Genomic DNA, 22961 nt, shown 5'->3' with positions numbered 1-22961 from the left:
GGCGGGAGGATTCGAACCTCCGAATGGCGGTACCAAAAGACAGCCCACGCATGTTATAAGCCTTTCCACCGTTTGACTTTTTCAGGTCAGACCGCCGCCCCTGTGCCGGCAATTGTGCAATGATCGGTTGGCCCGTTGCGGCGTCGACCTCTACGGAAAAACCTGTGCCGGGAACTGTGCGGACAGGGTGCGCACGCTCGCGGCGGTCCTCGACTTCCAGAAACGCATAAGCGCGCTCGGTCTGGACGACGCTACGGTGCCCGAGCTGATCGCGCACCATCTCCATCGGCCACTTCTCCTCTTGAAGGAGTCGGCACCCGTGGGTCCGCCGGAGATCATGCCAGCGGAGAGCTTTAACCTTCGCCCGCTCGGCCGCCCGCTTCATCCCACGGTCGAGGTGGTTGAACCGGTCGCCATCGTTGTCGGTGCCGGTGGCGACAGCTACCGCTCGCAGCGCGCCACGGCGGGTGGTCGTTGCCCCGTGATGAAAGACGTAGGGGCTCGTTAGGTGACGGGGCATCGTCTTGAGCACCGCAACGGCCGGCGCCAGCATGATGACCGTCCGCTCTCTCTTGCCCTTGGCCGTCTCGGCAGAGACAACGATCTGATTCCTCGCGAGGTCGATCTGCGACCAGGTGAGCGAGAACTGCTCCTCCATACGCAGGCCGGTGTAGATAGCGAACGTCATGGCGTCCCGAACGTAGGGTAGGGCGCTTTCCATCAAACGAGCTTCCTCCGCCCGCGTCAGGTAACGCGTCCGCGGCGGGCTCTCGCTCAGGCCGCGGCGGGACCGCTGCTTGATGAAGGGCGTCACCGGGTTCGCGTCAGCCCACTCGTTCTCGATGGCGAAGCCGAAGATGGTCGATAGGCAGGCCAGATCCCGGCGCACGGTTGGTGCCGACGTCCCCATGGTCCGGCGGGCCGTCTCGAAATCCTTCAGGTCTTTCGGCTTCAGGTCGAGAAGCAGGCGTGAGCCGAAGTGTTGGTTGAGCCATGTGATCGACACGCCATACCGGCGCAGCGTGTTGGGTCGCAGGTTCGGGCCATGCTCTTTGATGAAAGCGGCGATCACAGCGTTCACCGTCAGCCTCGGCTTCCCGCCCCACGCCTGGGCTTCGAGGTCGTTGAGCCAGATCCTAAGACGGTCGCGAGCAACGCTTTCAGATCTTGTTCGCATGGACTCGCGGAGGTCTTGGCCGTTTTTCTGGACCCGCCCCCACCACGTCTTGCCCCTGAGATAGATGTCGGCCATTCCGGTACCGTCCTCGTCGAAGCATCCCACCACTGACGCACGGCCCGAAGGTCGAACACCCAACTTGATCCAGGGCCGAAAGGCTGTCGAGCGCCTGGTACCCGGCCCGCGGCGGCCCGCCTGATCCAGTGCCGCTCCGTGAAGCCGAATTCCTCGACGAGCCGAGATGCGCTGACTTGCTGGGTCATCACGTCACCTCCTGATCAAGCTTGTCGAGCCAGTGCCGGCTAGGGTCGATCTTGTCGGCCCGAGCGCGATCCATGGCGAAGAATTCGTCGTCGAGGCGCTTCATCTCGGCCTCGGCCGCCTCCAGCGCGGCGACCATTTCAGGCTTGGCCCATCGGCCGCTGGAGCTAGGCGCGTCTGAAAAGGCGTTCCATCGGCGCTCTGCCCGGTCTTTTGCGAGCCCAAGGCGCAGGAAGTCATCCGCCGCACCGTGCTGAGCAATGTGCTCAACGAAGGCGCAGGCGAGTTCCGGGCTGACGGCGAACACCTCGCCCTTGACCCGCACCTCGTGAAGCGCGGCGTGGGCTGCAGCTTCCAGGGCCACGGCATCATCAAAGGGCACGGGCCAGTAGCCATGCACCTTCAGCTTCCGGCCGCGCCCAACCTGCAGCGTCGAGCGGCGTCCCACCGGATTGATGGACCGGCCGATCTTCACCTCGTCGGAGTTGCCGTCCTCGCCGATGACGTAGAGGTAGCTCCTAGCCTTCGCCACGGTTCGCCTCCTTTATTTCGGGAGCGAGAGCGGAGCGGCCGAGGTCGGTGCGGCGGAACATGCCGAGGCGCGCTCCTTCAATGAGGCCGAGCCTTTCGAACTTGATCCGCCACGCCCTAGTGGATGGGTAGGCATCCCATTCGTCGGGCACCTTCGATAAGGCTAGACGCGCAGCCTTCGTCAGCTTCACCTCACTCATCCCCCTCTCCCTTCGTTGTGGTCGAAAGGGCAGAGCGGCCGGCGGGGGTGAGGCCGTGAACCTCATCGATCAAGCCGAGCGCACGTAGCCGCCGGATCTTCTGCTTGCGGAGGCCGATGCCGGATTGGAGATCGCGCAACCTGGAGGCGTCCGCTTCCGTGAAGGGCGGAGGCTCCATGTTCGGCGCAGCCTTCAGCTTCACGACTTTGCCGTATCGGGATGTTGCGTACTGTCTAGCGTGCGCGGCGGTCGCTGCTACCACGGTGACCTTCCGGTTCGTGTCTCGGTCGATGTAGGCGGTGAATGCTGGCATCAGCCTCGACCTCCTTCTGCGGGCGGTAGATTGTCCCCATGGCCTGCCTCCTTGACGGATTTCTCGACGAAGGAGCGGGCGGCAGAGGCGTCCCCCGATTGCTGGACTAGGGCGTGTAGAAGGGCGGCCAGGATGGCGAGGGGCAGGGTCGCTGCAGTCTCCTCGACCGACGTCAGAAGCTCGAAGCGAATGCGCGCGGCAGGCTCGCCGGGAGCCCACTTCGTGCCGTTCGAATGAAGCGTGAATTCCTGCCCCGGCAGCACCTTGGCGACCAGCGCGAGCGCGGCGTCTATGGAGGTGGTGTAGGAATGGACGCGAGAGCCGACCGCCCAACTGTCAGCCCGAAGGTTGCAGTTGCAGGCGTCAATCTTCGTGTCTTCCTGGCCGGCTGCGACGAGGCGGCGCCCCTCCACGATGGCCTGCCACCACGGATCGTTCGGCAGCACTGTGGCGTGGATCGCCTCATCCAACTCCCGGCTTCCAGCCTTCGCCTCCTCCACCAGAGCAATGAGCGCGCGCAAGGTCTCAGCGGTTGGCATCGGCGGCCTCCTTGTCGGCAGGCTTCTCGTCAGGATGAAGCGGGAAACTAGGGTCGAAGGTGCGCAGGAACCGATGGGCGTCCGCGCCATTCAGCGTGAACGTCCGGGGCCGGGGCGCCTTCTTCAGGGTCTTCCCGCAGTCGCCGCAGGACACCGATCCGTTGCGGTTGCCGACGCGCATTGTGTGAGCGCACCTCGTCATCGGGCGGCCTCCTTGTCGAGGGGAAGGGCGGGGGCGAGCACATCCGGCCAGGGAGCTAGCCAGCGCCAGGCGTCCATGCCGAGGAGGGTAACCTCTTGGCCGTAGGACCAATCGCCGTCGATGCAGGCGATGTCGTAGGTGGCCGACGCCTCGGACCACGTCTGAAGCCACTGCTCACCCTCGCCGTTGTAGCGAGGCTTCCCATCGCGGGCCGTGACGTGCCACCGTCCGTCCTCCGCCGCGCGCGCCGTGTCTTCTGCTAGCGCGGAGCGGTGGATGAGGGAGCCAACCTCCTCCAATGGCATCCAGCCATCCCAACAGCCATGAAAGACGCCGTAGATCGAAGTCCCATTGTAGTGGAGGATTGTGTCGAGAGAGCCCGGCTCGTCCTCGTCCCCGTGCCCAAGGAGGATTGTGGCGATCCATCCATGCGGCATAGCGCTGTTGGGTTTGTGCTTGGCCACAATTGGGAAGCCTTTCGGGGCATCCTTCATCGGGCGCCATGCCGACGCCTTCGTCTCTTCCGACGAGCGCAGCGCCTCAGCTTCAATCGCCATGGGGAGGCTCCGGGTTGGTGAGGGCTGCGAGTGCATCTCGGGCACGAGCGGACCGGGATTGCGCCGCGAGGTTGTATCCGTCTAGGAACTGTTTCATCTCGGCGCCCATAGGCTCTTGGCCTTTGATGGCACCCCAGTGATCGCGGGCTGCGATAGCTTCCAGCCCAGCCCGCATCGTCGCGATCTCCCCCTCCGCCTGGGCGAGTTTGGAAGTGAGCCGGGCGGCCTCGGTCTCGGCACGATTGGCGCGGAAAAGCGCATAAGACGCGCGCCGGCCAGCTTCTTTGCGAGCCTCCAACCAGAAGGCGGCTTCCCGCTCTCCTCGCGCCACGCGAGCCGCCATAGGCCCTTCGACGATTTGCATTCGGCGGTGGAGCTTACGATTGGTTTCCTTTAGCCGCTCCGCCTCCTCGGCCCTGGCTATCGCCGCATCCCGTTCGGCCCGCAGGGTTTCGTTCTCGGTGCGGAGGGGCTCGATAGCCTCATTAAGAAGCGGGCGAATTGCCTTCCAGCCATCATGGCTCATGGCGATCTTTCCGCCGTGGATGCTGATGCCTTTGTCGCCCGTCCATGCCGCTTGTCCGAAGGCGGCGATAATCCGGTCTTGGATCTGCGTCCGCGCCACGGCCTCCCGCTCTCCCAGGCACGGTGGTGTTGGGGTGGGAGTCGTGCGGCCCTCGCGATGCTAGAGGAAAGCTGTTCGACGGCTTCAATGCGCCGGCCGATCCAGCGCATCGCGTTGACGGCCATGGAGTTGCCCAGCGACTTGTAGCGAGGGCCGTCGGCCATCATCCCGCGCGAGGTCGGGACGAGGGTGTAGCCGTCGGGGAAGCCCTGAAGGCGCTCGCATTCGAGGGGCGTGAGACGGCGGACGGCCCAGCCCGTCAGTGTGTGTGGGATCGCGTTGGGACAGATGCCCCGATCCTCGCCCATTCCGCCCGACTGCAACGACATGGCCACGTCATCGGCCGTGCCGTTTCGCAGATCATAAGCGATGGCCTCGGCCTGCGGAGATGATGACGAGAGCGAGCCGGCCCGATCCCACGTGACATCGGGGTCCTGACGCGAGTTGAAGGCGATTGCCGGCGGATGAGCGCCAGACGCCAGCGGATGACACGGGTCGCCCGCCTGCGGATTGCAGCGGTTCGCAGCGCTGGTGATCTGCGTCGTGTCGAAGGCGATCGGCAGAAGCGCATCGGTGCAATCGCTGTCGACGCCCTTGGCGCTGTCCCGCGCCCGAAGCGTCTGCGCCACGAACGTTTCGCTCTCGAAGTCCATTCGCCCGCAGGGGCCGCCATGGGCGCTCAGCGCTGTGGCGACGTCTATCGGACCTCGGGTGTCATTGCCGCCGAAGGCAATTGGGACGATCGGCGTTCCCCGGCCCGTTCCGTCCTCGGAAGCGTCGAAACCTTCGGCCCGCAGCGAGTGCGAAACGCCGGCGATCAGATGCCCGTTGGTGTCTCCCCCGTCGGGTTGCCCGCAACGGCGGCCAAGGCTTCCTGTAAGGCTGGCGGCAGCAATCGCCCCCGCTTCTCGGCGCGGCGCAAGATCCCCGCGCAGGCTCGCGCGCTCAAAAAGTACCGCTGCGGCACGGCGCCAGTCTCCAAGATATCCGACAACGAACACACGCCGCCGGCGCTGGGGAACAGCTCGCTCGAATCCGAGTGTTCGCATGTACTGAGCGTCAAGCACTCGGTAGGCGACGCCATACCCGAGTTCGCCCATGCCCCCGAGAATGGCACCAAAGTCCCGTCCTCCGTTCGATGACAGGACGCCGGGGACGTTCTCCCAGACCAGCCATCTGGGGCGCAGGCGCTGAGCCAGCCTAAGATACTGGAGGGCCAGGTTGCCACGGTCGTCTGCCAAGCCGCCTCGGAGGCCTGCGACCGAGAAGGACTGACAGGGGGTTCCGCCCACGAGAAGGTCGATTGTACCGTACTGGCCGTCTTGGATCGTCGTGAAGTCGCCATGCAGCGGCACCTCTGGATAGTGGTGGGACAGCACGGCGCGCGGCGCGGCGTCGATCTCGGAGAAGAACTGCGGCTGCCAGCCGAGCGGGTGCCACGCCACGGTGGCCGCTTCGATGCCGGAGCAGACAGAGCCATAGCGGAGCCCAGCCATCACGCCTCCTCCCCTGAGCTTTTGGAAGGTGAGGTCGGGGCGTTAATGGCTGCGCGGGCACGGCGGAGGTCGCCAAACGTTACACGTGCAAAGACGGTGCATAGCGCATCGTCGGCCCAATCATCCATCCATGGCTGGTAGTGAGTCACGAACGGTGCCAATGCCGCCCGAACCGGGTCTGCGGGGGATGGGCGAGCGGAGGCGGCAGAGAGGGCGGCGAGAGCGTCAGAGCGGTGCTTTAAGTAGGCCAGATCAGCCTGCCAATCGCGCTCAGGATACTCGCCGTTCCAGCCTTCGCCGGACGCCTGGAAGCCGGCATCATAGGCCTGCTCTAGGGTTAGTTTCGCCTCGCGCTTCGGGTTCGGGTTGGTGAGGGAGGGGGGGGTCATGCTCGGTCTCCAGCCCAATCAGAGAGGCGGTCAAAGGCGAGGCCGGCGGCTTCGCCAGCAAGTTCGGTCAGACGGAGGAAGGGCAGCGTGGGGATGGCCACGAACCTGCGGAAGCGGCGGGAAAGGCGGGTCATGAGCGCGCCCTCGCTGGTGACCGTTCCTGCGCCTCGGGCTGACTGTTCGGTCGCGTCAGAACGGCGAAGGCGCGGGCCAGCAAGCTGGGGCGCCGGGCTTGCCGCGGAACGACCCGCAGCTGCGTGACCACGGCGCTCGGCCGGGCGTGCCCCTCGTCCGCAGCGAAGCGCCGGAGCAGGGACACCAGGCGGCAGGCCTCTGCCGTGGCGGCCGCATCCGCATCGATCGCCGCAACCGCCTTGGTGGTCTCAGGGCAGTCCGATGGGACGCCAATGCTGCTGGCGAGGCGTCGGCTGCGGTCCTGGCGGAGCGCGGATGCTTCGAGGCCAGCAGCGAGCGCCGCGAGATCGAAGCCGGAAAGGTCGGGCCCGCTCAACATGCCGGGGCTCCGTGGGCGGATTCGATTGCCGCCATGACGCGGAGGACGCTGGTCTTACCCTTCGCCTCATGGATCCGCCGATAGGCCGAGAGCAGGTCGCGCTCGTCGGGCGTCACCTCCTCGAGCATGGGATCCGCGAAGGTCTGCGGGTCGAGGGCGAGCGCTGTGGCGATGGCGGCCCGCCGCTCGAGCGACACGAACTCGTGGCCGCGCTCGTACCGGCTGATGCGCGCGTGGCAGACGCCGATCTTGGCGGCGAGCTCGCGCTGCAGGATGCCCTTGCGCTTCCGATGGTGGGCGATCAGGCGACCGACCTCGCGGTCGCCAGAGTTGACGAGGCTCGTCATATCAGCGGTCCCTCTTGTAGGCGATTTCGGTTTTCGGGCAGCTGCGAGTGGCCGAGCGCTGCGGTGCGAACTTCTGGAAGCCGCGGCCCTGAAGCCGAGTGGGCGGGCGGATGCCGAGGTGATTGTCCTGGCGGCGCTTCGCCTTGGCGATGTCGGCGACGTCCTGCCGGGTCTTTTCCGTGTGGCACGGGGAGCAAAGGCACTGGCAATTCTCCAGCGTCGGCTCTCCGCCCATCTGATCGGGGATGACGTGGTCGTAGGCGTGCTTGCCGGGGGTGAGCGGGCAACCACAGCGGATGCCACCTTCCAGAATCCTCTCGCACTCGCCGCCGGCACGGGCCCATGCAGCGCGGCGGACGGCCTTAGAGAACTCAGTGCGGCTGCCACTCATTGCTTCACCCCGAGCGCCATCAGCGCCTCGTCGAGAAGCTCGCCCGCCTTAGTGGAGAGCGCCGAATCCGTGCCGGGATCCCGGCAGTCCTTCCGGGCCGCCTTCAGCGCAGCCTCAGCCTTGCCGATAGCGTTGATCGCCTGAGCGACAGCGCTCGCGCGCTTCACACCACCGGGCCAGATGAAGGTCGCCTCCTCGGTGTCCTTCGCCTTGATGGTGATCCAGGCCTTGCCGTCATCACGGAGGCCGAACTCGGCTGCCAGGGTGATGCTCATTGCACCGCCTCCGGAGCCCGGTGGCTCGTTACCGGCCAGACGACCGTCTGACGTTCCCCGGCCGCGTCGTGGATGGCCCAAGCCAACTTCCGAAAGCGATCAACTCGGCGCACGTCGGCGGCGCATTTCAGGTCAAAGCCGAGGGCAGAGTTCACCGCCTCGTTGACCCGGCGCCAGTCTCCGCCAAGCACGTGGTCACCGCCGGCGATGATCAGCGCGTACAGGACCGCCAGGGACCGGGTTGTCGCCTTGCCGCTCTCGGCCTCGGCCATGAACAGCGTCATGATCGGATGCTCTGCGGTCATGACCACACGCTCCAGAGCCAGAGCGAGCCGGCCGGCACGCCGACCAAGACGAAGATGGCCACGGCGAGGACTGCGAGAGCGCTCATGTCGAACGGGGCGGCATCGTGATGCGCAGCCATGGCTCAGGCTCCCGCGCAGTTGGTGAAGCCGAGCTGATAGTCCGGCGTCATGGGCGGGAGGCTGGCCGCGAGGGCGGCGCCATGGGCGTGAGCGGCGGCGACCAACGGATCCGCGCGGCGGGCCCGGCAGGAAGCGGCCACCTCGTTCTCGCTGAGGCGATTGCGCAGGGCGACCACCAGGGAGGCGGCCGTGCCGTTCGCGGCGCCGGGCCCACCAAGCGCTTCGGCGAAGGCCGTGCGCGTGTCCTCGACAGCGCCCTCGAAGGCGGCCCGAAGGCGCTCCACGGCGCGCTGACCGTTGCCGTTGTCGAAGGCCGCACCGGTGGCGCCCTCGAAGGACAGTTTGGTGACTGCCTGCATCAGGGCGTGGGAGGCGCGGGCCATTGCCTCGACCTGAAAGGCGAGGTCGTCGGCGTTCATTGTGGGATCGGTGTTGCGGAACGACGTGCTCATGGCAGCCTCACACGGCGAGAGAGCGGGAAGAGGGCGGGTCGAAGGAGGAGGCGGGCGCTACGGCGCTGGCGCGAGGCGCGGCCGGTAGCCGGTGCCTCCGTCGAATTTGCTGACAATGATCCGGCCAGCGCCGGCGGCATGGAGCGCATCGGCGACAAGGCGGCGATCCTCAGCGGAGAGGCTGACGCTGGCGAAGGCCGTGCGGGGATTGACGGTGGCGGTCCGCAGATGGGCGGCTGCAGCGGCCGCGCGGGCCGCGCCATCACCTTCGACCGACTCGAGCCGGCAGAGGGCGTCCACCAGCGAATCCGGTGTGATCTCGATGGCGCGGCCAGTGGGCGGGGCGACGCCAGCGATCTCATCTAGCCGGGCGAGGCCGACGCAGAAGCCGTTCAGTTCACGCCGGCGAAGGAACCGGGCGAGGAAGGCAGCGTCCTGGGCCCCGGGAGCGAGGTTGACGTAGCCGGACTGGCTGTTGCGGACACGCTGGGAGAGCAGGCGGTCGGCGCGCACGGCCTCGTCATCACCCTTGATGAGCAAAGCCATCGCCGCCTTCTGGAAGCGGTTTAGCTCGCAGACGGTGAAGCGGGCGGCCGGGCGCTTGGCGTCAGCCTTATCCTTGGCGATGCGATCGGCCTTGCGGCCCTCAACTTCGGCAGTGACGTAGCGCTTGCGCCGGCGGGAATCTCCAAACGCGTGACTGAGCGTCGAGGTCATCAGTGCCTCCACGTGAAGGAGGCGGCGTTGCGGCGAGCAGTGCGGGTCCGGTGCTCGCGCAGACCTTCGAGATGGAGCGCAATACACCCGAGGGCGCACACGAACAGCGGGACGTAGATCGACGAGTAGGGGATGAAGTGGTCGAGGAACGCGGCCATGGCTCAGGCCGCCTTCTGGGGATAGCGAGGCGGGGAAACGCGCTGCCACGCTGGAGGCTTGCCGGCAGGCAACCGCCGGGCAATCGCGGCTTCGCGAATAAAACGGCGCGACTGCCTACCGTCGATGATCGCGGCAGCCCGCATCGCACTCCGGTAGGAGTCGGCGGGCCGAGCGCCCTTCGAGCGCTTACGCTTGGTCGTGGGCTTCTTATGCGCGGCCTTAGCCGCTTGAGGGGCAGCGTCGGCGCTGAGGCGCGCCAGACGGCGGTTCATGGTTCGAATGAGTGACACGGGCTGGCTCCATCACCGTGAGGCAATGGGAGCAAGGTACATTAAGTACCCATGCAGTCAAGTACGTTTCGTACCCATTCTCGACGGCTTTGCGGGCGTAATGCTGTCCACACCAATCCACAGGGCCCAGTTGCACCCTTATCGTGTTCCTGTTTTGTTCTTCAAAGGCCGCTCGGGCACAGGAATCGGACAGCAAGTATGGCAACCCAGACCATCCACGTCGTGCAGACCTTTTTAGTGAACGAGCTGGGGGAGTTCGGAGCCGAGGAGCCGAAGGCCGTCAAAACGGCAGAGGCCGCACGTGAGGCCGCCCGGAAGGCGTACGAGATGGGCAAGCCAGCCATCGCATTCTCCCGGACCGGAGATCCGAGCATTGGGGAGTACGGCTCACCGACAGTGCTGATTCAGGCCGGAGAAATTCCCGAAGACATCCTAGAGGCATTCTGCGGCGAAGGCATGTGAACAGCGCTCAAGCGAGAGGCAAGCCGATGACCAAGCGAGAAACCTACGTCGTTCAGACCTTCACTCGCAAAAGCAGCGGCATGCTCGTGCTAGGGCCGCTTATACCCTGCAAAGATGCCGACGAGGCAAGGAGCGTGGCAGAGGCCAGAGTCGAAAGCCGAAGGGCAGCGGGAGCTGCGGCCTTCTACCGTACGGTGGCAAGCGAATTCGACGAAGGGGAAGCTTTCGCCTTCGCTACCTATGGGAGCGTACCGCGAGGGGTGGCGGACGCGCTGCCGTTTTGAGGCGCAGGGTTAAACGCTGAGAGCTTTTCTAATGGTGTTGGCTACCGCCCTAACCTCGGTCTCATTCGCACTAAGCCATAAGTTAATAAATGCAGACGATACGATTGAACTTGCGATGAGACCAGATTTTTGTCCGACTTGACTGAAAAGAAGATGAGGGTCCCTATTCGTGAGGGCGACCTCTTTGATAACATTTTTCACCATCTGGTCCTTCTCGGGGGCCAGATGAAGTCCAACGGCCACAACCATCGCAAGCTCGTCGATGTTCGCATGAACGTGATTGAACACTGCAGCCTCAGGCACGCCGCCTGGCAGCTTTATTACGCTTAGCCCCTCGTCCTCTGCGTGTATGCTGTCGCCGTCGAGAATACAAATTGATTTTAGCTTCTTGACGGACGGGTCCCTCATGTGGTGCAAATGTATATGGTACGCTTGGGACTGACCGCTAACTGCGTAGACCCCGATTTGATCAAACACATCCTCAAGATGCCGCCTTATAATATTATCCACTATTTCCTTGGCAAAATCGTCTTCGACAAATATGGCAAGCCCCTCCTCAACACGGCCGGTCATTGCTCGAAGAGCGTCAATTGAAATCCGTCCCTGTCTAACCTTGCCTTCAATCGAATACCATATTCCCTCCGCGGGAAGTGGGAGCAGGGCATCCTCCGAGTGTGTTGTAAAGATCGTTTGAACAGAACGCCGGTCGGCAGCGTCGATAAGATACTCAACCATCCTCCTGACGGCCACAGGATGCAGGCCGTTTTCTATTTCCTCTATAAGTATAAGCGAATTTTTGGGCGTGTTCTCGATCAGGGACACCATTCTGATCACAGACGACTCGCCTGCGCCAAAGTGGAACTCGGAGTAGCTGACAGTTCCATCGCCCCCGATGTAAAAGTCCTTGCCCTGAGCAAGTGAGGCAACCTCAAAGGACGATATGTCTTTGCCCAGTATTTTCGCTACATGACCAATAATGTCATTTGAGATATTTATTCGTTTGCCAATGTGCCGGTAACTGGGACGAGCCAGCTTTTTGAATTCCGTCCGCTCGCCTGCCGGCACAGTTCGTGTGATGCCAAAGTATTCCACCGGCCTTTCAGCAACAGAGTCCCTCGCCCATTTCTTGTTTTTAAATCTCGCCGTCCTTGGAACAAGCTGATGTGGGTTCTTAGTTTTATCTACAAGTTCGAACGTAACGCCCCAATCAGCCATTGAATCGTCACCAAGTGAGCTTTTTGGGAAAAATATCGCAGGCTTCGTGTTTTTATACGCTAACGCAGCCGCACCAAGGATTGAAGATTTACCGCCACCGTTCGCTGCAATGAGTGCGGTTACCGGGAACTCAAAATCTACCGTCTCACCTTCAAACGCCCGGATCTTTGTGATCTTCATCCGCCGCAGATAGAAGCCGAAATTGGCTTCTTTGACCTTCTGAAGCAGGTCGCTAATCGTGCTGTGTCGGATTTCTGACTGGTAGTTTTGCGCCACGATTAACCCCATCATCCCCCAGGCTGGCGGGCTCGGCAGCCCGGGATTGCCCGGCCGAAAGCCCTCCACTGGGTCGTCCCGTCGAAATCAAATTATTCCGCCGCCCAGCCCCGGCCTGAGAGGCCTCGTAGCCCGGTCACTGCACCGTCCCACCCTCAGGCGCCTGCAGCAACCGAAGAGCCTCGCCTAACAGCTGATGCAGGTCGGCCAGCGTCTCGACACCGACAGGAACGCCGACTCGCTGTCCCTCGATTGTCTCGAAGAGAATGATGGCTAGCATTTCCCCAACCATCAGTTCCGGCTCTGGCAGGCAAATCGGTAGGATGAAGTCCCCCTCCGTGCCCGGCGGAAAGACCTCCTGGGCTTCGCTGGACCGGAAGGGTTTCTTCTCAGCCATCACCGTCCCCGCTTCTGAATAGGCCTATCAAGCGACAGCATTGGGTTCGTCTTTCACTCGGTACCGCCGCTCGATTTCCTTGCCGTTCGCAATGCGCTCCACTTGCTTCGCGGGTATGATCAAGTGAACAGCCCCCGCCCGCAGTATTTTCATGTTCTTCATGGGTCGAGCATTAAAACTTTCAAGATCATAATAGCCCTCTTCGGCCCCCTTAAGGATGCGCTTCAGGTAGCGCTTTCCTTCTCCGGTGATTACTAGGGCAACCTCATCAAGCAATAACTCTGGCGGTGAAGCTGTATTCTTTACGATGACTATATCGCCAGGATCGTACTTCGGTAGCATCGAATCGCCCCACACTTCGTAGGCCGATACGTCGGGCGGCAGCGGCACGAGGACCTCAACCTCGACGACCTCATCGCCGTAGGCCTGGCTGAGATTTGTATCGACCTCGCCCCCGGCGCCAATAAGCCCCGATATCTGCGCGACGCTTTTACGTTCAGTCCCGCCCTCGCCGCTAACAAGCCAGATCCAGGAAACCTCGAACGCCCTACCGTACACCCGCGCATCCTCGACGGTGTAATCCCGGAGGCCCGCTTCCCGCGCCTTGTACGTGTTCTCATTCCACCGAAAATGCTTCGCAGCAGCTCTCGGGCTTTCAAAATTCGCTCGTTCTCTCGCGAACTTTAGGCGGCTTGCACGATCGGTCGGTTCCATAGACAAGATGTACCCGTCTTCCTGGGTACATATCGTCTTGCGCCGGTGTGGGTACTCATGGTACCCAAAGCGCATGGACACGTTTCGCTCGCTCATCAATGCCTACGGGCTCGGCGACTTCGCATCTGACATCGGTGTCCACGAGAACACCGCGAAGCAGATGCGGAAGCGCGACTCTGTAGCGCCCGAGTATTGGGACGCCTGGGTTCGGGGTTCGATCGTGCGCGAGCGCGGTGATGTCACCTACGAACGGCTGGCAAAGATCGCCGCCTCCCGGCGTCCTTTACCCTCAACATCTCAGGTCGCGGCCGCTTCTGGTGAGGGCGTTGCGGCATGAGTGCCGCAGCCCGCCTATGCGTAGTCGCTGCGGTCGCCTTCGGCATCATCGCCGGCATTGGCCTCGGCAAGCGTCAGACCGCCCCCTTCGAGACCACCATTCCGTGGAGCGCTGCGCGATGAGCGCCGCCCATGCCCTCATGGAGCGTTTCGCGCTCCTCTCGCGCTCGGCCGGCTGTGGTGTTCAGCGTCGCTGGTCGAGCGCTCAGCTATCCAGCCGGACGAACATCGGCCGCTCTCCGATCGCTCGGGCCACGACGTTCCGTGCCGCGTGTGCCGCGCCGGCCAGTTCCGGATCCAGCTGCGTCACCCCCAGCATCGCCTCGGTGACGTGCCGCGTCAGGTCAGCTGCCGCCTTCGGATCCCTTTCGATCTCCCGCTTCACCAGCCACGACACCATGGCGTGCATCGCCAGGATAGTCGCGCTGCCCTGTGTTTCTTCCTCGTCCATCGGTTTCACTCCTTGCGCTGATCTCGGCGCTACTCAGGCCCTCTTGGGCGTTTCCTCCCCTGGACTTGCCGCCTCGCTTAACCGCGGGGCGGCCTTTCCTCGGGTCGCTCGTGCTTTGTCTTCGCGCGCCGGCCTTCGCCTGCCAGCCCATGCCGGTCGCGCATCCCTCTACCGTGTTGCTTATCGGCTTCCGCTTAACTCCTCAGCTTTGGTCCGCACCTCCTCTGTCGATGACCAATCGACCACGGGAGACTGTTCAAGTGCGGACAATTTTTGCCCGGAAACGGACAATGCATAGCGCTGCTAACCTCACCAGCCCGATGCTGGACGCGCTGGTTAAACATGCCGAGCGCCGCACGGGCTCTCGCATGCTCGCCTACGACAAGGTGGCGCGCTCCATCGGCGCGACATCGTCTTGGGTCCGGAAGTTCCTCGGCAATCAGCCCGTCAGGCTCGACGCCGACACCTTCCTTCGAATTCACGCGACCTATCAGGCCAACTGCGACCGCTGGGACGCTCAAGCTGACGAAGATCGAGCGGCGTTTTTCGCCCTCGGGAGGGAGGACGATGGAATGGATCAGGGCACGAACCCGAGCCTTCATGTGGGGCAGGGCGCGAGCGCTACGGACGGCGGGCGAGCCGCTCCCGTGGTGGCTGCGCTGGTGGATCAGGGCACGAAGCGACTGACCGGCGGTCGCTCATGATCGCCGAAGCAGAGATCACCGATACCGGCATCGCCGCTATGACGGATCAAGGCCGGGTCACCGTCGACTTCGTGGACGGCGTTGGCCGGTGTTCGCTCGTCATCGAGGTGATGGCCGCCGGCACCTACCACGTGCCCCTCGACATCGACGCCATCGACCACGTCCAGGGCGTCGCGCAGCGGGCCTACTTCCACGCCCTGTGTTCCGCCGTTCAGGCGGGAACCGAGCCCGCCTTGCTGCGGCGCCGACTGATCCCCTCGACCTGACGTATCCGCCGGCGGGCGGGTCCCGCCAGATTTTAGGAGATCCCTATGTCCACCATCGCACTTGGTCAGACAGTTAAGGACGCCATCACGGGCCTCGAGGGGGTCGTCGTTGCCCGGTACGAGTATCACTACGGCTGCACGCGCCTCAGTGTTCAGCCAACCGGCCTGGTGGACGGCAAGGCCGTCGAATCGTTCTGCGAAGATGAGCAGCGCTTCCTCGTGCTCGATCGTCCGAACATCCTCACAGTCGCGCCGCTGACGAATGCCCCTGGTGGCGATCGCCCGTCTCCGCCGGTCCGGACCGCCCCTTCGCGCTAGCCGCAAAAGAAAACCGCCCGGGCCCCATCCGCGAAGCGGGGCACCGAGCGGCTGATGTCGAAACATCGCTCTTGGAGAAGTTCAGATGACCACAAGCACAGCCGCATCGCAAGCCCCGGCAGTCGATGCCTCGTCAGTCGCCGCCGACCAGCTGAAGAGCATCATCGAGCGGATCGAGCGCCTTGAGGAAGAGAAGGCCGGCCTCACGAGCGACATCAGCGATGTCTACGCCGAGGCCAAGGGCGCAGGATTCGACGTGAAGGCCCTGCGCAAGATCATCGCCCTTCGCAAGAAGGACCATGCGGAGCGCACCGAGGAAGAGGCGATCCTCGAGCTCTACATGCAAGCCCTCGGGATGGTGTGAGCGTCATGGAAGCGCTCTCCCCCTCAGCACAGCGCCGGCTCAGCCGTCGCCTCAAGCCGGAAGAGCGCCCCTGCTACACGCAGAGGCGGATCGTCCGCGAGGTGACGGTCTGCTTCCCCATGCCGCCCTCGGCGAACAAGCTGTACGCTAACCGTGGGCCGCAGGGCCGCATCAAGACGACGGCCTATCGCGCCTGGCGCAACGCGGCCGTCCTGTCGGCCAGCGTGGCTCGCCCCACGCCTGGGCGCATCTCCGGGCCCTGCGACGTCGTCATTCACCTTCCGCCGTTCCAGGGCGACACCGACAACCGCATCAAGCCCTGCCTCGACGCGGCGAAGGAGATGGGTGTCATCGCCGACGACGGCCAGGCCTACATCCGGAACGTCCGCGCGATCCGTGAAGGGGAGGGCTCTCTCGTCCGCCTCGTCTTCACGATGCTTGCGATCGATCCCATCGCCGTCGCTGAGGCTGAGCTGCGCGCGAAGGAGGGCATGTCGGTCGATTACATCGCTGCCGCTCAGGGCCTCACGGTCGGTCAGGTGCGCGCCATCCTCGCGGGAGCTGCATCATGACTGCCGCTGAAGCGATGGCCCTGCGGAAGTGGCGCGAGCTCAAGGACACATCGACCATTGTCGCCGAGATGACGGCGACGGGTCTGAAGGTCGATCAGGCCTGGGTCTACAAGATCATCGCCGACGACCAGAACCGGCGCTACCGCGCCCGCGAACTGGCGAGGCTGCAGGCATGAGCACCTTCTCCAACCACAGCGCCTTCCGTCCGGGCCGCGCTCGCGAACTGCAGGTCTTAGACCTCAACGACATCCGCGCCGTGCTCCCGCTCGAGGCCGATGCCGCTGCCCTCGCGGTATGGCGTGCCATGCGCGATACCGCTGCGGTGTCATCAGCCCTGCGCGCGCTGGAGGCCCTTCCGGCGGCCGTCCGTGAGCACGTCCTGTCCATGGCTGCAGCGATCAGCGCCAAGCCGACTCGGAGGGCGGCATGATTCCATCAGGACATACCGCCGTCATGTCTGGCCGGCGTGAGCCCCCGGATAGCCTCGACTTTTTTCCAACGCCGCCTTGGGCGACGCGAGCGCTGCTCTCGTATGTTCTGGGGCTCAGTAGCGACGAGTTTCTATCCTCAACCGCATGGGACCCGTGCTGTGGCGAAGGCCACATGGTCGGCCCGCTGCGGGAATACTTTTGGCTCGTCGAGGGCACCGATGTCTTCGACTACGGCAAAGGCTTCGACGTCGCCGACTTCCTAGCTGAAGATGGCCGGTCGGCAGATTGGATCATTACCAACCCGCCCTTCAAGATCGCTGAGGCTGTCGTTCTTCAAGCGCTCTCCCGCGCCAAGGTGGGCGTTGCCATGCTGGTCCGTTCGGTCTGGCTTGAAGGCACCGGCCGCTACGAGCGCTTATTCCGCGTGCAGCCGCCTTCGATCATCGCGCAGTTCTGCGAGCGCGTACCAATGACGAAGGGGCGCTGGGATCCCGGCGCCAGCACTGCGACGAGCTACGCCTGGATTGTGTGGCAGGCCAAGCCGCGGCCTCTGCCACCGATATTCACCTGGATCCCGCCCGGTTGTCGCAAGGGCCTGTCTCGTCCGGACGATGCAGGGCGCTACGGCGTTCAGTCCGACGTCCCACTGTTCGCCGATCCGACGGGGGATAACGAAGCGAGCATGGCCGATGCGCCGTCTTTGCCTGCGGACTCAGAACTCCGCACCTTCCTCCCGGCTGCGGAGTAGGGGCCATGAGCATCACCCCCGAGATGATCGATGCCATGGTCGCCGCGGGCCTCACCCGTGAGCAGATGGCTGCGCTGATGAAGGCCAGCCTCGCCCAGGCCGAGGCTGCGCAGGCTGAAAAGCGTGCGAAGGCTGCCGCGAAGAAGCGCCGTCAGCGCAGCGTCCTGCCTGCTATGTCCCTGCATGTCCCGGGGACATCGGGGGACACACGGGGACAATTGGGGACGGAGGGGGACAACCCCGCCGCCCCCCTTCATGGCCCCCTCTCTCCCCCTGCACCCCCTCTCACCCCCCTTAATCCCCCCACCACCCCGGTTTCCCCCTCGGAAGCTGACGCTTCCTCTGCCCCCCAGGGGGCTCGGGTCAGGGGAACGCGGTTGCCGGTCGACTTCGGCACGAGGCCCGAGGCTCGGAGGGCCTGCGAGGAGTTTGGCCTCACCGGTCGGGCGATCGACGAGGCGCTGGCCGAGTTCCACGATTTCTGGGTCGGCGTGCCCGGAGTCCGTGGCACCAAGCTCGATTGGGTGGCGACGCTCCGGAATCGCCTCCGAGAGACCGTCCGGCGGCAGGCGCCAGCCCGCGCATCGCCGATGACTGAACGCGGCAACGGCTTCGGCCACCTAGCAGCCCAGAAACGCGCAGCACGCCAATCGGAGGGCGCCCATGACCACGCTACCGAGCGTCACACGGATCGCACCGTTTGTCCCTCTGACCCGCGAACAGCGGGAGCGCCTGACGGCGATGCGCGAGGCGGCTACGGCGACGGCCCCGGGCAAATACTCGATCTCGCAGCACGGCGCGCCTACGGCTGAGGAGCGGGCTTGGCTGGAGCCATACCGGGCCGACCTGCATCAACTGCTCCGCCCCGGCACCCGACGCGAGATCGACGACCGGATGCACGTCTTCCTCGGCGGATTCTCGCAGCTCAAGTCGCTGGACGATGAGAGCGCGGCCATGATGCTCGAGAACTTTGTCGAGGCGATGGAAGGCCTGCCGCTCGAAGTGGTCTCCCGCACCTGCAAGGCCTGGAACCAGAAGAAGATCAAAGGGGTGGACTACCGCTTCCCGCCGACGCCGCCTGAGTTCCGGGGTGCGGCCGACGACATCATGGCCTTGCTCCGCGTCGAGCGCCGGGACGTCGAGGTCGTGTTGTGCGCCCTGCCGGCGCCAGCGCCCCTGCCAGAGCCGACGGATGAGGAGCGCGAAGCCTGCGCCAACGCGGCCGCCGAACTTGTGAAGGTCATCGCCGATGCCGGCGCGAAGTTGGATGCGGAGCTTAGCGAGGCCAGCGCGACGGCCGGCCGAATCGAGCAGCTGGCCTATGTCCGCCGGTTTCAGGCAGCCGAAGCGGAGCGCAAGGCACGGATCGCGATGATGGCGGCGGTAGAGGGAGCGTCAGCAACCCCCGCCCCGGCATGAGAACGGGAGTAGAACATGCTCCTGTGATCGGTGGGGACAAGCACCCGCATTTCCTTGCGGTCTAAGCGGATTGTCCCAGAGTGAAACGACTACCGGCGGCGGGGCCGCATCCGACCAAAGAGCACCCCGCCGCCTTCTCCGACCCCTCGTTTCCGCGAGGGACCAGCGACCACCACGAAACTGAGGGTTTCGAGATGACCGAGAGCGATATGCAGAGCGGCGGCGCCGACCGTCAACCGATCGTCCGCGTGATGGACGGCGAGGTGCGCGCGGACAGCCGAGACGTGTCGGCCTACTTCCGCAAGCAGCACAAGAACGTCCTCCAGGCCATCGCGAACCTGGAATGCAGCGACGGGTTCCGCCGGCTGAATTTTCAGCCCATAAAAATCAATGACTTAAAGGGTGAGAGCACCTCCCACGTCGAGATGACGAAGGACGGCTTCGCGTTCCTGGTGATGGGCTTCACCGGCGCGGCCGCCGCGGTGTTCAAGGAGGCCTACATCGAGCGCTTCAACGCCATGGAGGCGAGGCTGCGGGCCCGGCCAGCTGTCGATACCATGGCGATGCTCAACGACCCGGCGGCCCTACGCAATTTGCTGCTCGCCAACACAGAGAAGGTGCTGGCCCTACAGGGCAAGGTGGCCGAGCAGGCGCCGATCGTGGATGCCTACGCCCGCATCGCCGAGGCGGACGGCTCCCTCTGTATCCGCGACGCCGCTAAGACCCTGCAGGTTCGGCCGATCGATCTCACGAACCACCTCATCGCCAAGGGGTGGATCTACCGGCGCCCTGGATCGAAGGAGTGGAGCGCGTATCAGCCGAAGCTCTCGTCGCTTCTTATGAAGCACAAGCTTGCGACCATCCCGCATGAAGACGGCCATGACCGGGTTCGCACACAGGTCCGCATCACGCCGAAGGGCATCGGGCGCCTCGCAGTTGATCTGGCGCTGTCATGAGCGCGGTCTTCACGACCTCCAGGCCGCCGCGCATTCATCCCGGCTCGCCCGAGTGGCGCGCGGCCCTGTTCGGCCAGGCCATTGCCTACGCAGCGCACCTCACGGGTCCGATCTGCCCGTATGCCCTCGGCTCGCACCTGCATCGGTTCCTCGGACAATCGGAGGAGCAATGCGGGGGAGAAGCCCTGGACGCCACCGTCATGCTGATCCGCACTGGCCTCTTCACCATCAACACGATGGATGAGGACGGGAGCCTGATCTTCGGCGGTGAGACTAAGCTGACCGTCACCCCGATGCTGACGGCCTATCTCTACGGTGACCCCGACGATGAAGAGGAGGAGGCGTAATGCTCCCATCTCCTCACATCACCGACCACGCGCTCCTCCGCTGGATGGAGCGCGTGCATGGGGTCGACGTAGAAGCTTGGCGCCGGCTGATGCTGGACGACCTGCGCGACGCCTTGGATGCCCACGACGGCCGGCACATCCCCGGCAGGGCGGCCTTCATCCTCTCTCCCACGGGTGAGAACGTCGTCACCGTCATCGGCGCTGGTCAGGCGCTAAGCCCCTACCAGGCCAAAACGATCGCAGTGGCTCGGGCTGTTGCCTGAGCTGCTCACCATCCTCTCGTAGCGTATCGAGGATCGACACCATGACGAACAAGCAACGTCGAGCACAGCGCCGTCAACGTCAGCGCGAGAAGCAGATGAAGGCGGTCAAGCGGTCTACGGCCGTCAACATGCAAACGGTCCGCGCCGGCGCACACACGGCGGCGCGTGAGCCGATGGACCGCTTCGAAGTGGACCACGACCGGTCCTGGTACGTCATCCGTGCCTTGCCGCGCTGGGCCAACCGCGCGGCCGAACAGATCCGCGAATCTGGCACTCCCGTGTTCGAGGCACGTGAGGCGGTACGGCTGGTCTCGGAGATCGGCAAGGTGAGGGTAGCGCTCATCCCCGTGCTGCGCCGGCTCCTCTTCATCGGCGTGCAGGACTGGCAGGAGCTGAAGCACGTCGAGAGCCACCCTGGCGTCTACGACGACGCGACCGGTTACCGCCGCAGCGGCATCGTCGAGCGGCCCGGCGGCGGACACATGGTCATCGCTCCCAACGACCTTCAGAACTTCGCGGACAGCATCACCGGCCACGGTGGCGACGCCGACGCAGCGCGGGGCTTCCTCTACGAGATCGGGCAGAGCGTGCGCGTCGCAGATGGACCATTCGCATCCTTCAACGGGACCGTCGAAGAGATCGACCCGCGAACCGGTCGACTGAAGGTCTCCGTCAGCATCTTCGGCCGCTCCACGCCTGTGGAATTGGAGCAGAAGGCAGTAGAGGCGGCTTGACTTCGCGCGCGCGCGCGACATTGTAGCGGGCAGGATATCCCGTCAACGGCGATAGCGCGGCGCGCAGTCTGGCCTTTTCGGTGACCCGGCCCACGTCAGATTTGGCGAGGCGCCGGGATTGTCGCGCCTTCCGGCGGAGCTACCCCCACCATCCGGCTGCACGCCCGGCCTGCACCAAGAAATTGCCGAGCGTCCCTAGAGCCGCAATCGTCGCGATCCATCGTTCGTAGGTTCCCAATCGAACCTTGTTGCGCACAACAACCTGAGACCCATCCCAGTACAGCTGCATCGTTCTCTCGTGAACGCCCAGCAGCGCCAGCCCTTCAAGGCTAATGGCGGACACATCCTTGGGCCATGCCTTCGGTCTTTCGTTCAAAAGCGCGACCCCGCGGATTCGGGCCCAATCTTCTTCGCTCATCCTCGGCGCCATGGATGGAGCTTCGTTCTTAGTCATCCGATTTTCCCTCGACGTGGCGTAGCGCAGTCCGGTAGCGCGCCAGGCTCATAACCTGGAGGTCCTCGGTTCAAATCCGAGCGCCGCAACCATCATCACCTATCGGCCTGCGCTGGGCGCAATCAGGTCTCCAAAGCCTGAGATCAGGGTTCGACTCCTTGGGCCGGTGCCATCTTCATCTTTGCGAGGCCCAGCATGTTCGGCATGTTCAACCGCCGCCGCGAGGATGAGCAGCGACGCAAGCGAGAGGCGGAGGACCGCGCTCGCCGTGCCCGCTTCGAGAACGACTCAGCCGGCATAGGCGGTAGCTACCCCTGGCCGCTCGGTATCTCAGGCGCTGGTGGTCATGTTGCCCACTCTGCCGATTGCTCGTCTTCCGACAGTGGTTCGTCGTCCAGCGATGGCGGTTCGTGCGGTGGTGGCGATTGAGCCTTCGACCGCACAACTAGGATCACGCGATTGTGGAAAGCATGGCGAGGAAGTCGCTTTCTCGCATGATCCTGATCGGGTGACCTTCAGTAATCATTTTCTCCGCCTTCATGTGCTTTACGCTCTTCCCGGAAGAGCCCACTCTCCGGGCATCTTGATCCCCAACGACCAAAAGCGTGGTGACCTTCGTCACCGATGGCGCCACTGCGTAGCCTGCGGTAGCGGCCAGAACTGCCATCTCGCTCTTCAGCATCGAGAGATTGCCCGTCATAACGAGAACTTCCCCGGCCAAGGGACCGTCGGAAACCCCTGCTTTCGTTTGTCCTTCTCGGTAGGAGACGGAGTGAGGTACGCCGCCAATCGGAAGTCGAACCCGATTCGTCCATCCCTCAAGATCTATGCCGCTATCGGCAATCGCTCGCGCCATGATGATGCCGGCCGCTCTAGCGTCCTCGCGAGCGTCGTGGTGACGAAATTGGATACCGAAAGCTGTTGCTAGGTTCCGTAGCCCGTACCCGCCACCCGATCCCGCGAACTCAGACCACGACCGTCTGGCGACCATGACGGTATCAAGCCAGTGACAGTCGAGTGGTGGATGGTTGTGCTTGATCGCCGCTCGTTGGAATGCCGTACGATCAAAATGGTGATGGTGGATGACAATGTTCTTCGTCAGAGCCCGCGATATTACCGGCAGCAGGTCTGACATTTTCGGCGATCCTGCCACGTCTTCCGCCGTTATGCCGTGAATGGCGACATTCATCGGATCGAAATAGTCTTCTGGGTCGATGAGGAAGTGCGCGTCCGACACTGGAAGGCCCCCTTCGAACCTCACCAATCCTACGGCGCAGATGCTGGCCATGTCAGGGTTCGCAGTTTCGACGTCCAGTGCGATGAAGTTCATGCCCGCCCTCCAATGAGCCGCTTTGCGAGCTCTGGCTGGATACAACCACAACTCGTTGAG

Annotated in this window: 43 protein-coding genes and 2 tRNA genes; 19 read left to right on the top strand and 26 right to left on the bottom strand. The window is 64.0% G+C overall.

The window, feature by feature from the left end; translation table 11 throughout:
* From ACYQOP_RS00750 to ACYQOP_RS00655, 20 genes are all read right to left on the bottom strand, one after another.
* Positions 1-1252 (bottom strand): tyrosine-type recombinase/integrase (locus ACYQOP_RS00750; RefSeq protein ID WP_461220757.1); only part of this gene is annotated, 1252 nt, incomplete at its 3' end.
* 187 nt (positions 1253-1439) lie between these two features.
* Complete coding sequence (locus tag ACYQOP_RS00745; protein ID WP_461220756.1) at positions 1440-1970, bottom strand: GIY-YIG nuclease family protein; 531 nt, start codon at positions 1968-1970, stop codon at positions 1440-1442.
* Positions 1957-2169, bottom strand: coding sequence for a hypothetical protein (locus ACYQOP_RS00740; protein ID WP_461220754.1), 213 nt, complete (start codon positions 2167-2169; stop codon positions 1957-1959). The genes ACYQOP_RS00745 and ACYQOP_RS00740 overlap by 14 nt, the downstream gene beginning before the upstream one ends.
* Positions 2162-2482 carry an HhH-GDP family DNA glycosylase gene (locus ACYQOP_RS00735; RefSeq protein ID WP_461220752.1) on the bottom strand — a complete coding sequence of 107 codons (321 nt, stop codon included), beginning with the start codon at positions 2480-2482 and terminating at the stop codon, positions 2162-2164. Before ACYQOP_RS00735 ends, ACYQOP_RS00740 begins: the two co-directional genes overlap by 8 nt.
* Complete coding sequence (locus ACYQOP_RS00730) at positions 2482-3021, bottom strand: hypothetical protein (RefSeq protein ID WP_461220751.1); 540 nt, start codon at positions 3019-3021, stop codon at positions 2482-2484. Before ACYQOP_RS00730 ends, ACYQOP_RS00735 begins: the two co-directional genes overlap by 1 nt.
* On the bottom strand, positions 3008-3223 hold the full coding sequence (locus ACYQOP_RS00725) for a hypothetical protein (RefSeq protein WP_461220750.1): 216 nt from the start codon (positions 3221-3223) through the stop codon (positions 3008-3010). The genes ACYQOP_RS00730 and ACYQOP_RS00725 overlap by 14 nt, the downstream gene beginning before the upstream one ends.
* Positions 3220-3780 carry a hypothetical protein gene (locus ACYQOP_RS00720; protein ID WP_461220749.1) on the bottom strand — a complete coding sequence of 187 codons (561 nt, stop codon included), beginning with the start codon at positions 3778-3780 and terminating at the stop codon, positions 3220-3222. Before ACYQOP_RS00720 ends, ACYQOP_RS00725 begins: the two co-directional genes overlap by 4 nt.
* Positions 3770-4306, bottom strand: coding sequence for a hypothetical protein (locus tag ACYQOP_RS00715; RefSeq protein ID WP_461220748.1), 537 nt, complete (start codon positions 4304-4306; stop codon positions 3770-3772). Before ACYQOP_RS00715 ends, ACYQOP_RS00720 begins: the two co-directional genes overlap by 11 nt.
* Complete coding sequence (locus ACYQOP_RS00710) at positions 4303-5901, bottom strand: DNA cytosine methyltransferase (protein WP_461220747.1); 1599 nt, start codon at positions 5899-5901, stop codon at positions 4303-4305. Before ACYQOP_RS00710 ends, ACYQOP_RS00715 begins: the two co-directional genes overlap by 4 nt.
* On the bottom strand, positions 5901-6290 hold the full coding sequence (locus ACYQOP_RS00705; RefSeq protein ID WP_461220745.1) for a hypothetical protein: 390 nt from the start codon (positions 6288-6290) through the stop codon (positions 5901-5903). Before ACYQOP_RS00705 ends, ACYQOP_RS00710 begins: the two co-directional genes overlap by 1 nt.
* Positions 6287-6424 (bottom strand): hypothetical protein, encoded by a 138-nt coding sequence (locus ACYQOP_RS00700; protein WP_461220744.1) that lies wholly within the window; start codon positions 6422-6424, stop codon positions 6287-6289. Before ACYQOP_RS00700 ends, ACYQOP_RS00705 begins: the two co-directional genes overlap by 4 nt.
* Positions 6421-6804 carry a hypothetical protein gene (locus tag ACYQOP_RS00695; protein WP_461220743.1) on the bottom strand — a complete coding sequence of 128 codons (384 nt, stop codon included), beginning with the start codon at positions 6802-6804 and terminating at the stop codon, positions 6421-6423. Before ACYQOP_RS00695 ends, ACYQOP_RS00700 begins: the two co-directional genes overlap by 4 nt.
* Positions 6798-7151, bottom strand: a complete 354-nt coding sequence (locus tag ACYQOP_RS00690; protein ID WP_461220741.1) for a helix-turn-helix domain-containing protein — start codon at positions 7149-7151, stop codon at positions 6798-6800. The genes ACYQOP_RS00695 and ACYQOP_RS00690 overlap by 7 nt, the downstream gene beginning before the upstream one ends.
* 1 nt (position 7152) lies before the next feature.
* On the bottom strand, positions 7153-7542 hold the full coding sequence (locus ACYQOP_RS00685) for an HNH endonuclease signature motif containing protein (protein ID WP_461220740.1): 390 nt from the start codon (positions 7540-7542) through the stop codon (positions 7153-7155).
* Complete coding sequence (locus tag ACYQOP_RS00680) at positions 7539-7817, bottom strand: hypothetical protein (protein ID WP_461220738.1); 279 nt, start codon at positions 7815-7817, stop codon at positions 7539-7541. Before ACYQOP_RS00680 ends, ACYQOP_RS00685 begins: the two co-directional genes overlap by 4 nt.
* Positions 7814-8101 carry a hypothetical protein gene (locus ACYQOP_RS00675; RefSeq protein WP_461220737.1) on the bottom strand — a complete coding sequence of 96 codons (288 nt, stop codon included), beginning with the start codon at positions 8099-8101 and terminating at the stop codon, positions 7814-7816. The genes ACYQOP_RS00680 and ACYQOP_RS00675 overlap by 4 nt, the downstream gene beginning before the upstream one ends.
* Positions 8102-8118: 17 nt before the next feature.
* A complete protein-coding gene (locus ACYQOP_RS00670; RefSeq protein WP_461220735.1) occupies positions 8119-8241 on the bottom strand; it encodes a hypothetical protein in 123 nt (40 codons plus the stop codon).
* A 3-nt stretch (positions 8242-8244) separates the two neighbouring features.
* Complete coding sequence (locus ACYQOP_RS00665; RefSeq protein ID WP_461220733.1) at positions 8245-8694, bottom strand: hypothetical protein; 450 nt, start codon at positions 8692-8694, stop codon at positions 8245-8247.
* Between the two features lie 57 nt (positions 8695-8751).
* Entirely contained in the window at positions 8752-9411 is a 660-nt protein-coding gene (locus ACYQOP_RS00660) for a hypothetical protein (protein WP_461220732.1), read from the bottom strand.
* A complete protein-coding gene (locus ACYQOP_RS00655; protein WP_461220731.1) occupies positions 9411-9569 on the bottom strand; it encodes a hypothetical protein in 159 nt (52 codons plus the stop codon). The genes ACYQOP_RS00660 and ACYQOP_RS00655 overlap by 1 nt, the downstream gene beginning before the upstream one ends.
* A 489-nt stretch (positions 9570-10058) precedes the next feature.
* On the opposite strand from ACYQOP_RS00655, the gene ACYQOP_RS00650 reads away from it, so the two are divergent.
* On the top strand, positions 10059-10322 hold the full coding sequence (locus ACYQOP_RS00650; RefSeq protein WP_461220730.1) for a hypothetical protein: 264 nt from the start codon (positions 10059-10061) through the stop codon (positions 10320-10322).
* 293 nt (positions 10323-10615) lie between these two features.
* Here the strand turns inward: ACYQOP_RS00650 and ACYQOP_RS00645 are convergent, their stop codons facing one another.
* The 3 genes from ACYQOP_RS00645 to ACYQOP_RS00635 form a co-directional block, all read right to left on the bottom strand.
* On the bottom strand, positions 10616-12097 hold the full coding sequence (locus ACYQOP_RS00645) for an ATP-dependent nuclease (protein WP_461220729.1): 1482 nt from the start codon (positions 12095-12097) through the stop codon (positions 10616-10618).
* Positions 12098-12233: 136 nt separating this feature from the next.
* On the bottom strand, positions 12234-12494 hold the full coding sequence (locus ACYQOP_RS00640) for a hypothetical protein (protein ID WP_461220727.1): 261 nt from the start codon (positions 12492-12494) through the stop codon (positions 12234-12236).
* 27 nt (positions 12495-12521) lie between these two features.
* A complete protein-coding gene (locus ACYQOP_RS00635) occupies positions 12522-13208 on the bottom strand; it encodes a S24/S26 family peptidase (RefSeq protein WP_461220725.1) in 687 nt (228 codons plus the stop codon).
* Between the two features lie 73 nt (positions 13209-13281).
* On the opposite strand from ACYQOP_RS00635, the gene ACYQOP_RS00630 reads away from it, so the two are divergent.
* Complete coding sequence (locus ACYQOP_RS00630; RefSeq protein WP_461220724.1) at positions 13282-13545, top strand: hypothetical protein; 264 nt, start codon at positions 13282-13284, stop codon at positions 13543-13545.
* On the top strand, positions 13542-13667 hold the full coding sequence (locus tag ACYQOP_RS00625; protein ID WP_461220723.1) for a hypothetical protein: 126 nt from the start codon (positions 13542-13544) through the stop codon (positions 13665-13667). The genes ACYQOP_RS00630 and ACYQOP_RS00625 overlap by 4 nt, the downstream gene beginning before the upstream one ends.
* Before the next feature lie 82 nt (positions 13668-13749).
* Here the strand turns inward: ACYQOP_RS00625 and ACYQOP_RS00620 are convergent, their stop codons facing one another.
* Entirely contained in the window at positions 13750-13995 is a 246-nt protein-coding gene (locus ACYQOP_RS00620; RefSeq protein WP_461220722.1) for a hypothetical protein, read from the bottom strand.
* A gap of 290 nt (positions 13996-14285) precedes the next feature.
* Between ACYQOP_RS00620 and ACYQOP_RS00615 the strand changes: the two genes are divergently transcribed.
* The 14 genes from ACYQOP_RS00615 to nusG all read left to right on the top strand — a co-directional run bounded on the left by ACYQOP_RS00615 (position 14286) and on the right by nusG (position 21117).
* The gene (locus ACYQOP_RS00615; protein ID WP_461220721.1) at positions 14286-14699 is read left to right on the top strand and encodes a hypothetical protein; all 414 of its coding nucleotides are present in this window, start codon (positions 14286-14288) and stop codon (positions 14697-14699) included.
* Positions 14696-14965: a hypothetical protein gene (locus ACYQOP_RS00610; protein WP_461220719.1), complete on the top strand. Its 270-nt coding sequence runs from the start codon at positions 14696-14698 to the stop codon at positions 14963-14965. The genes ACYQOP_RS00615 and ACYQOP_RS00610 overlap by 4 nt, the downstream gene beginning before the upstream one ends.
* Positions 14966-15010: 45 nt before the next feature.
* The gene (locus ACYQOP_RS00605; RefSeq protein ID WP_461220717.1) at positions 15011-15283 is read left to right on the top strand and encodes a hypothetical protein; all 273 of its coding nucleotides are present in this window, start codon (positions 15011-15013) and stop codon (positions 15281-15283) included.
* Between the two features lie 85 nt (positions 15284-15368).
* Positions 15369-15647 (top strand): DUF2312 domain-containing protein, encoded by a 279-nt coding sequence (locus ACYQOP_RS00600; protein ID WP_461220716.1) that lies wholly within the window; start codon positions 15369-15371, stop codon positions 15645-15647.
* A 5-nt stretch (positions 15648-15652) separates the two neighbouring features.
* The gene (locus ACYQOP_RS00595) at positions 15653-16219 is read left to right on the top strand and encodes a RusA family crossover junction endodeoxyribonuclease (RefSeq protein ID WP_461220715.1); all 567 of its coding nucleotides are present in this window, start codon (positions 15653-15655) and stop codon (positions 16217-16219) included.
* Positions 16216-16395, top strand: coding sequence for a hypothetical protein (locus tag ACYQOP_RS00590; RefSeq protein ID WP_461220713.1), 180 nt, complete (start codon positions 16216-16218; stop codon positions 16393-16395). Before ACYQOP_RS00595 ends, ACYQOP_RS00590 begins: the two co-directional genes overlap by 4 nt.
* Entirely contained in the window at positions 16392-16649 is a 258-nt protein-coding gene (locus ACYQOP_RS00585) for a hypothetical protein (RefSeq protein WP_461220712.1), read from the top strand. Before ACYQOP_RS00590 ends, ACYQOP_RS00585 begins: the two co-directional genes overlap by 4 nt.
* A gap of 173 nt (positions 16650-16822) precedes the next feature.
* Positions 16823-17398, top strand: coding sequence for an SAM-dependent DNA methyltransferase (locus ACYQOP_RS00580; protein ID WP_461220711.1), 576 nt, complete (start codon positions 16823-16825; stop codon positions 17396-17398).
* A gap of 5 nt (positions 17399-17403) precedes the next feature.
* Positions 17404-18210 (top strand): hypothetical protein, encoded by an 807-nt coding sequence (locus ACYQOP_RS00575; RefSeq protein ID WP_461220710.1) that lies wholly within the window; start codon positions 17404-17406, stop codon positions 18208-18210.
* Positions 18140-18817: a hypothetical protein gene (locus ACYQOP_RS00570; RefSeq protein WP_461220709.1), complete on the top strand. Its 678-nt coding sequence runs from the start codon at positions 18140-18142 to the stop codon at positions 18815-18817. Before ACYQOP_RS00575 ends, ACYQOP_RS00570 begins: the two co-directional genes overlap by 71 nt.
* A gap of 194 nt (positions 18818-19011) precedes the next feature.
* Positions 19012-19773 (top strand): Rha family transcriptional regulator, encoded by a 762-nt coding sequence (locus ACYQOP_RS00565; RefSeq protein WP_461220708.1) that lies wholly within the window; start codon positions 19012-19014, stop codon positions 19771-19773.
* Positions 19770-20120 (top strand): hypothetical protein, encoded by a 351-nt coding sequence (locus ACYQOP_RS00560; RefSeq protein WP_461220707.1) that lies wholly within the window; start codon positions 19770-19772, stop codon positions 20118-20120. The genes ACYQOP_RS00565 and ACYQOP_RS00560 overlap by 4 nt, the downstream gene beginning before the upstream one ends.
* Entirely contained in the window at positions 20120-20383 is a 264-nt protein-coding gene (locus ACYQOP_RS00555) for a hypothetical protein (RefSeq protein ID WP_461220706.1), read from the top strand. Before ACYQOP_RS00560 ends, ACYQOP_RS00555 begins: the two co-directional genes overlap by 1 nt.
* Before the next feature lie 41 nt (positions 20384-20424).
* On the top strand, positions 20425-21117 hold the full coding sequence (nusG, locus tag ACYQOP_RS00550) for a transcription termination/antitermination protein NusG (protein WP_461220704.1): 693 nt from the start codon (positions 20425-20427) through the stop codon (positions 21115-21117).
* 139 nt (positions 21118-21256) lie between these two features.
* Here the strand turns inward: nusG and ACYQOP_RS00545 are convergent, their stop codons facing one another.
* The gene (locus ACYQOP_RS00545; protein ID WP_461220703.1) at positions 21257-21535 is read right to left on the bottom strand and encodes a hypothetical protein; all 279 of its coding nucleotides are present in this window, start codon (positions 21533-21535) and stop codon (positions 21257-21259) included.
* 51 nt (positions 21536-21586) lie between these two features.
* Between ACYQOP_RS00545 and ACYQOP_RS00540 the strand changes: the two genes are divergently transcribed.
* Both ACYQOP_RS00540 and ACYQOP_RS00535 read left to right on the top strand, forming a co-directional pair.
* Positions 21587-21663, top strand: a tRNA-Met gene (locus ACYQOP_RS00540).
* Positions 21664-21672: 9 nt separating this feature from the next.
* A tRNA-OTHER gene (locus ACYQOP_RS00535) sits at positions 21673-21743 on the top strand.
* A 279-nt stretch (positions 21744-22022) separates the two neighbouring features.
* On the opposite strand, the gene ACYQOP_RS00530 is transcribed toward ACYQOP_RS00535, so the two are convergent.
* Complete coding sequence (locus ACYQOP_RS00530; protein ID WP_461220701.1) at positions 22023-22901, bottom strand: exonuclease domain-containing protein; 879 nt, start codon at positions 22899-22901, stop codon at positions 22023-22025.
* Positions 22902-22961: the final 60 nt, after the last annotated feature.

It is taken from the genome of Methylobacterium sp. CM6247 (assembly GCF_054817925.1).
This window is presented reverse-complemented; position numbering and strand designations above follow the sequence as displayed.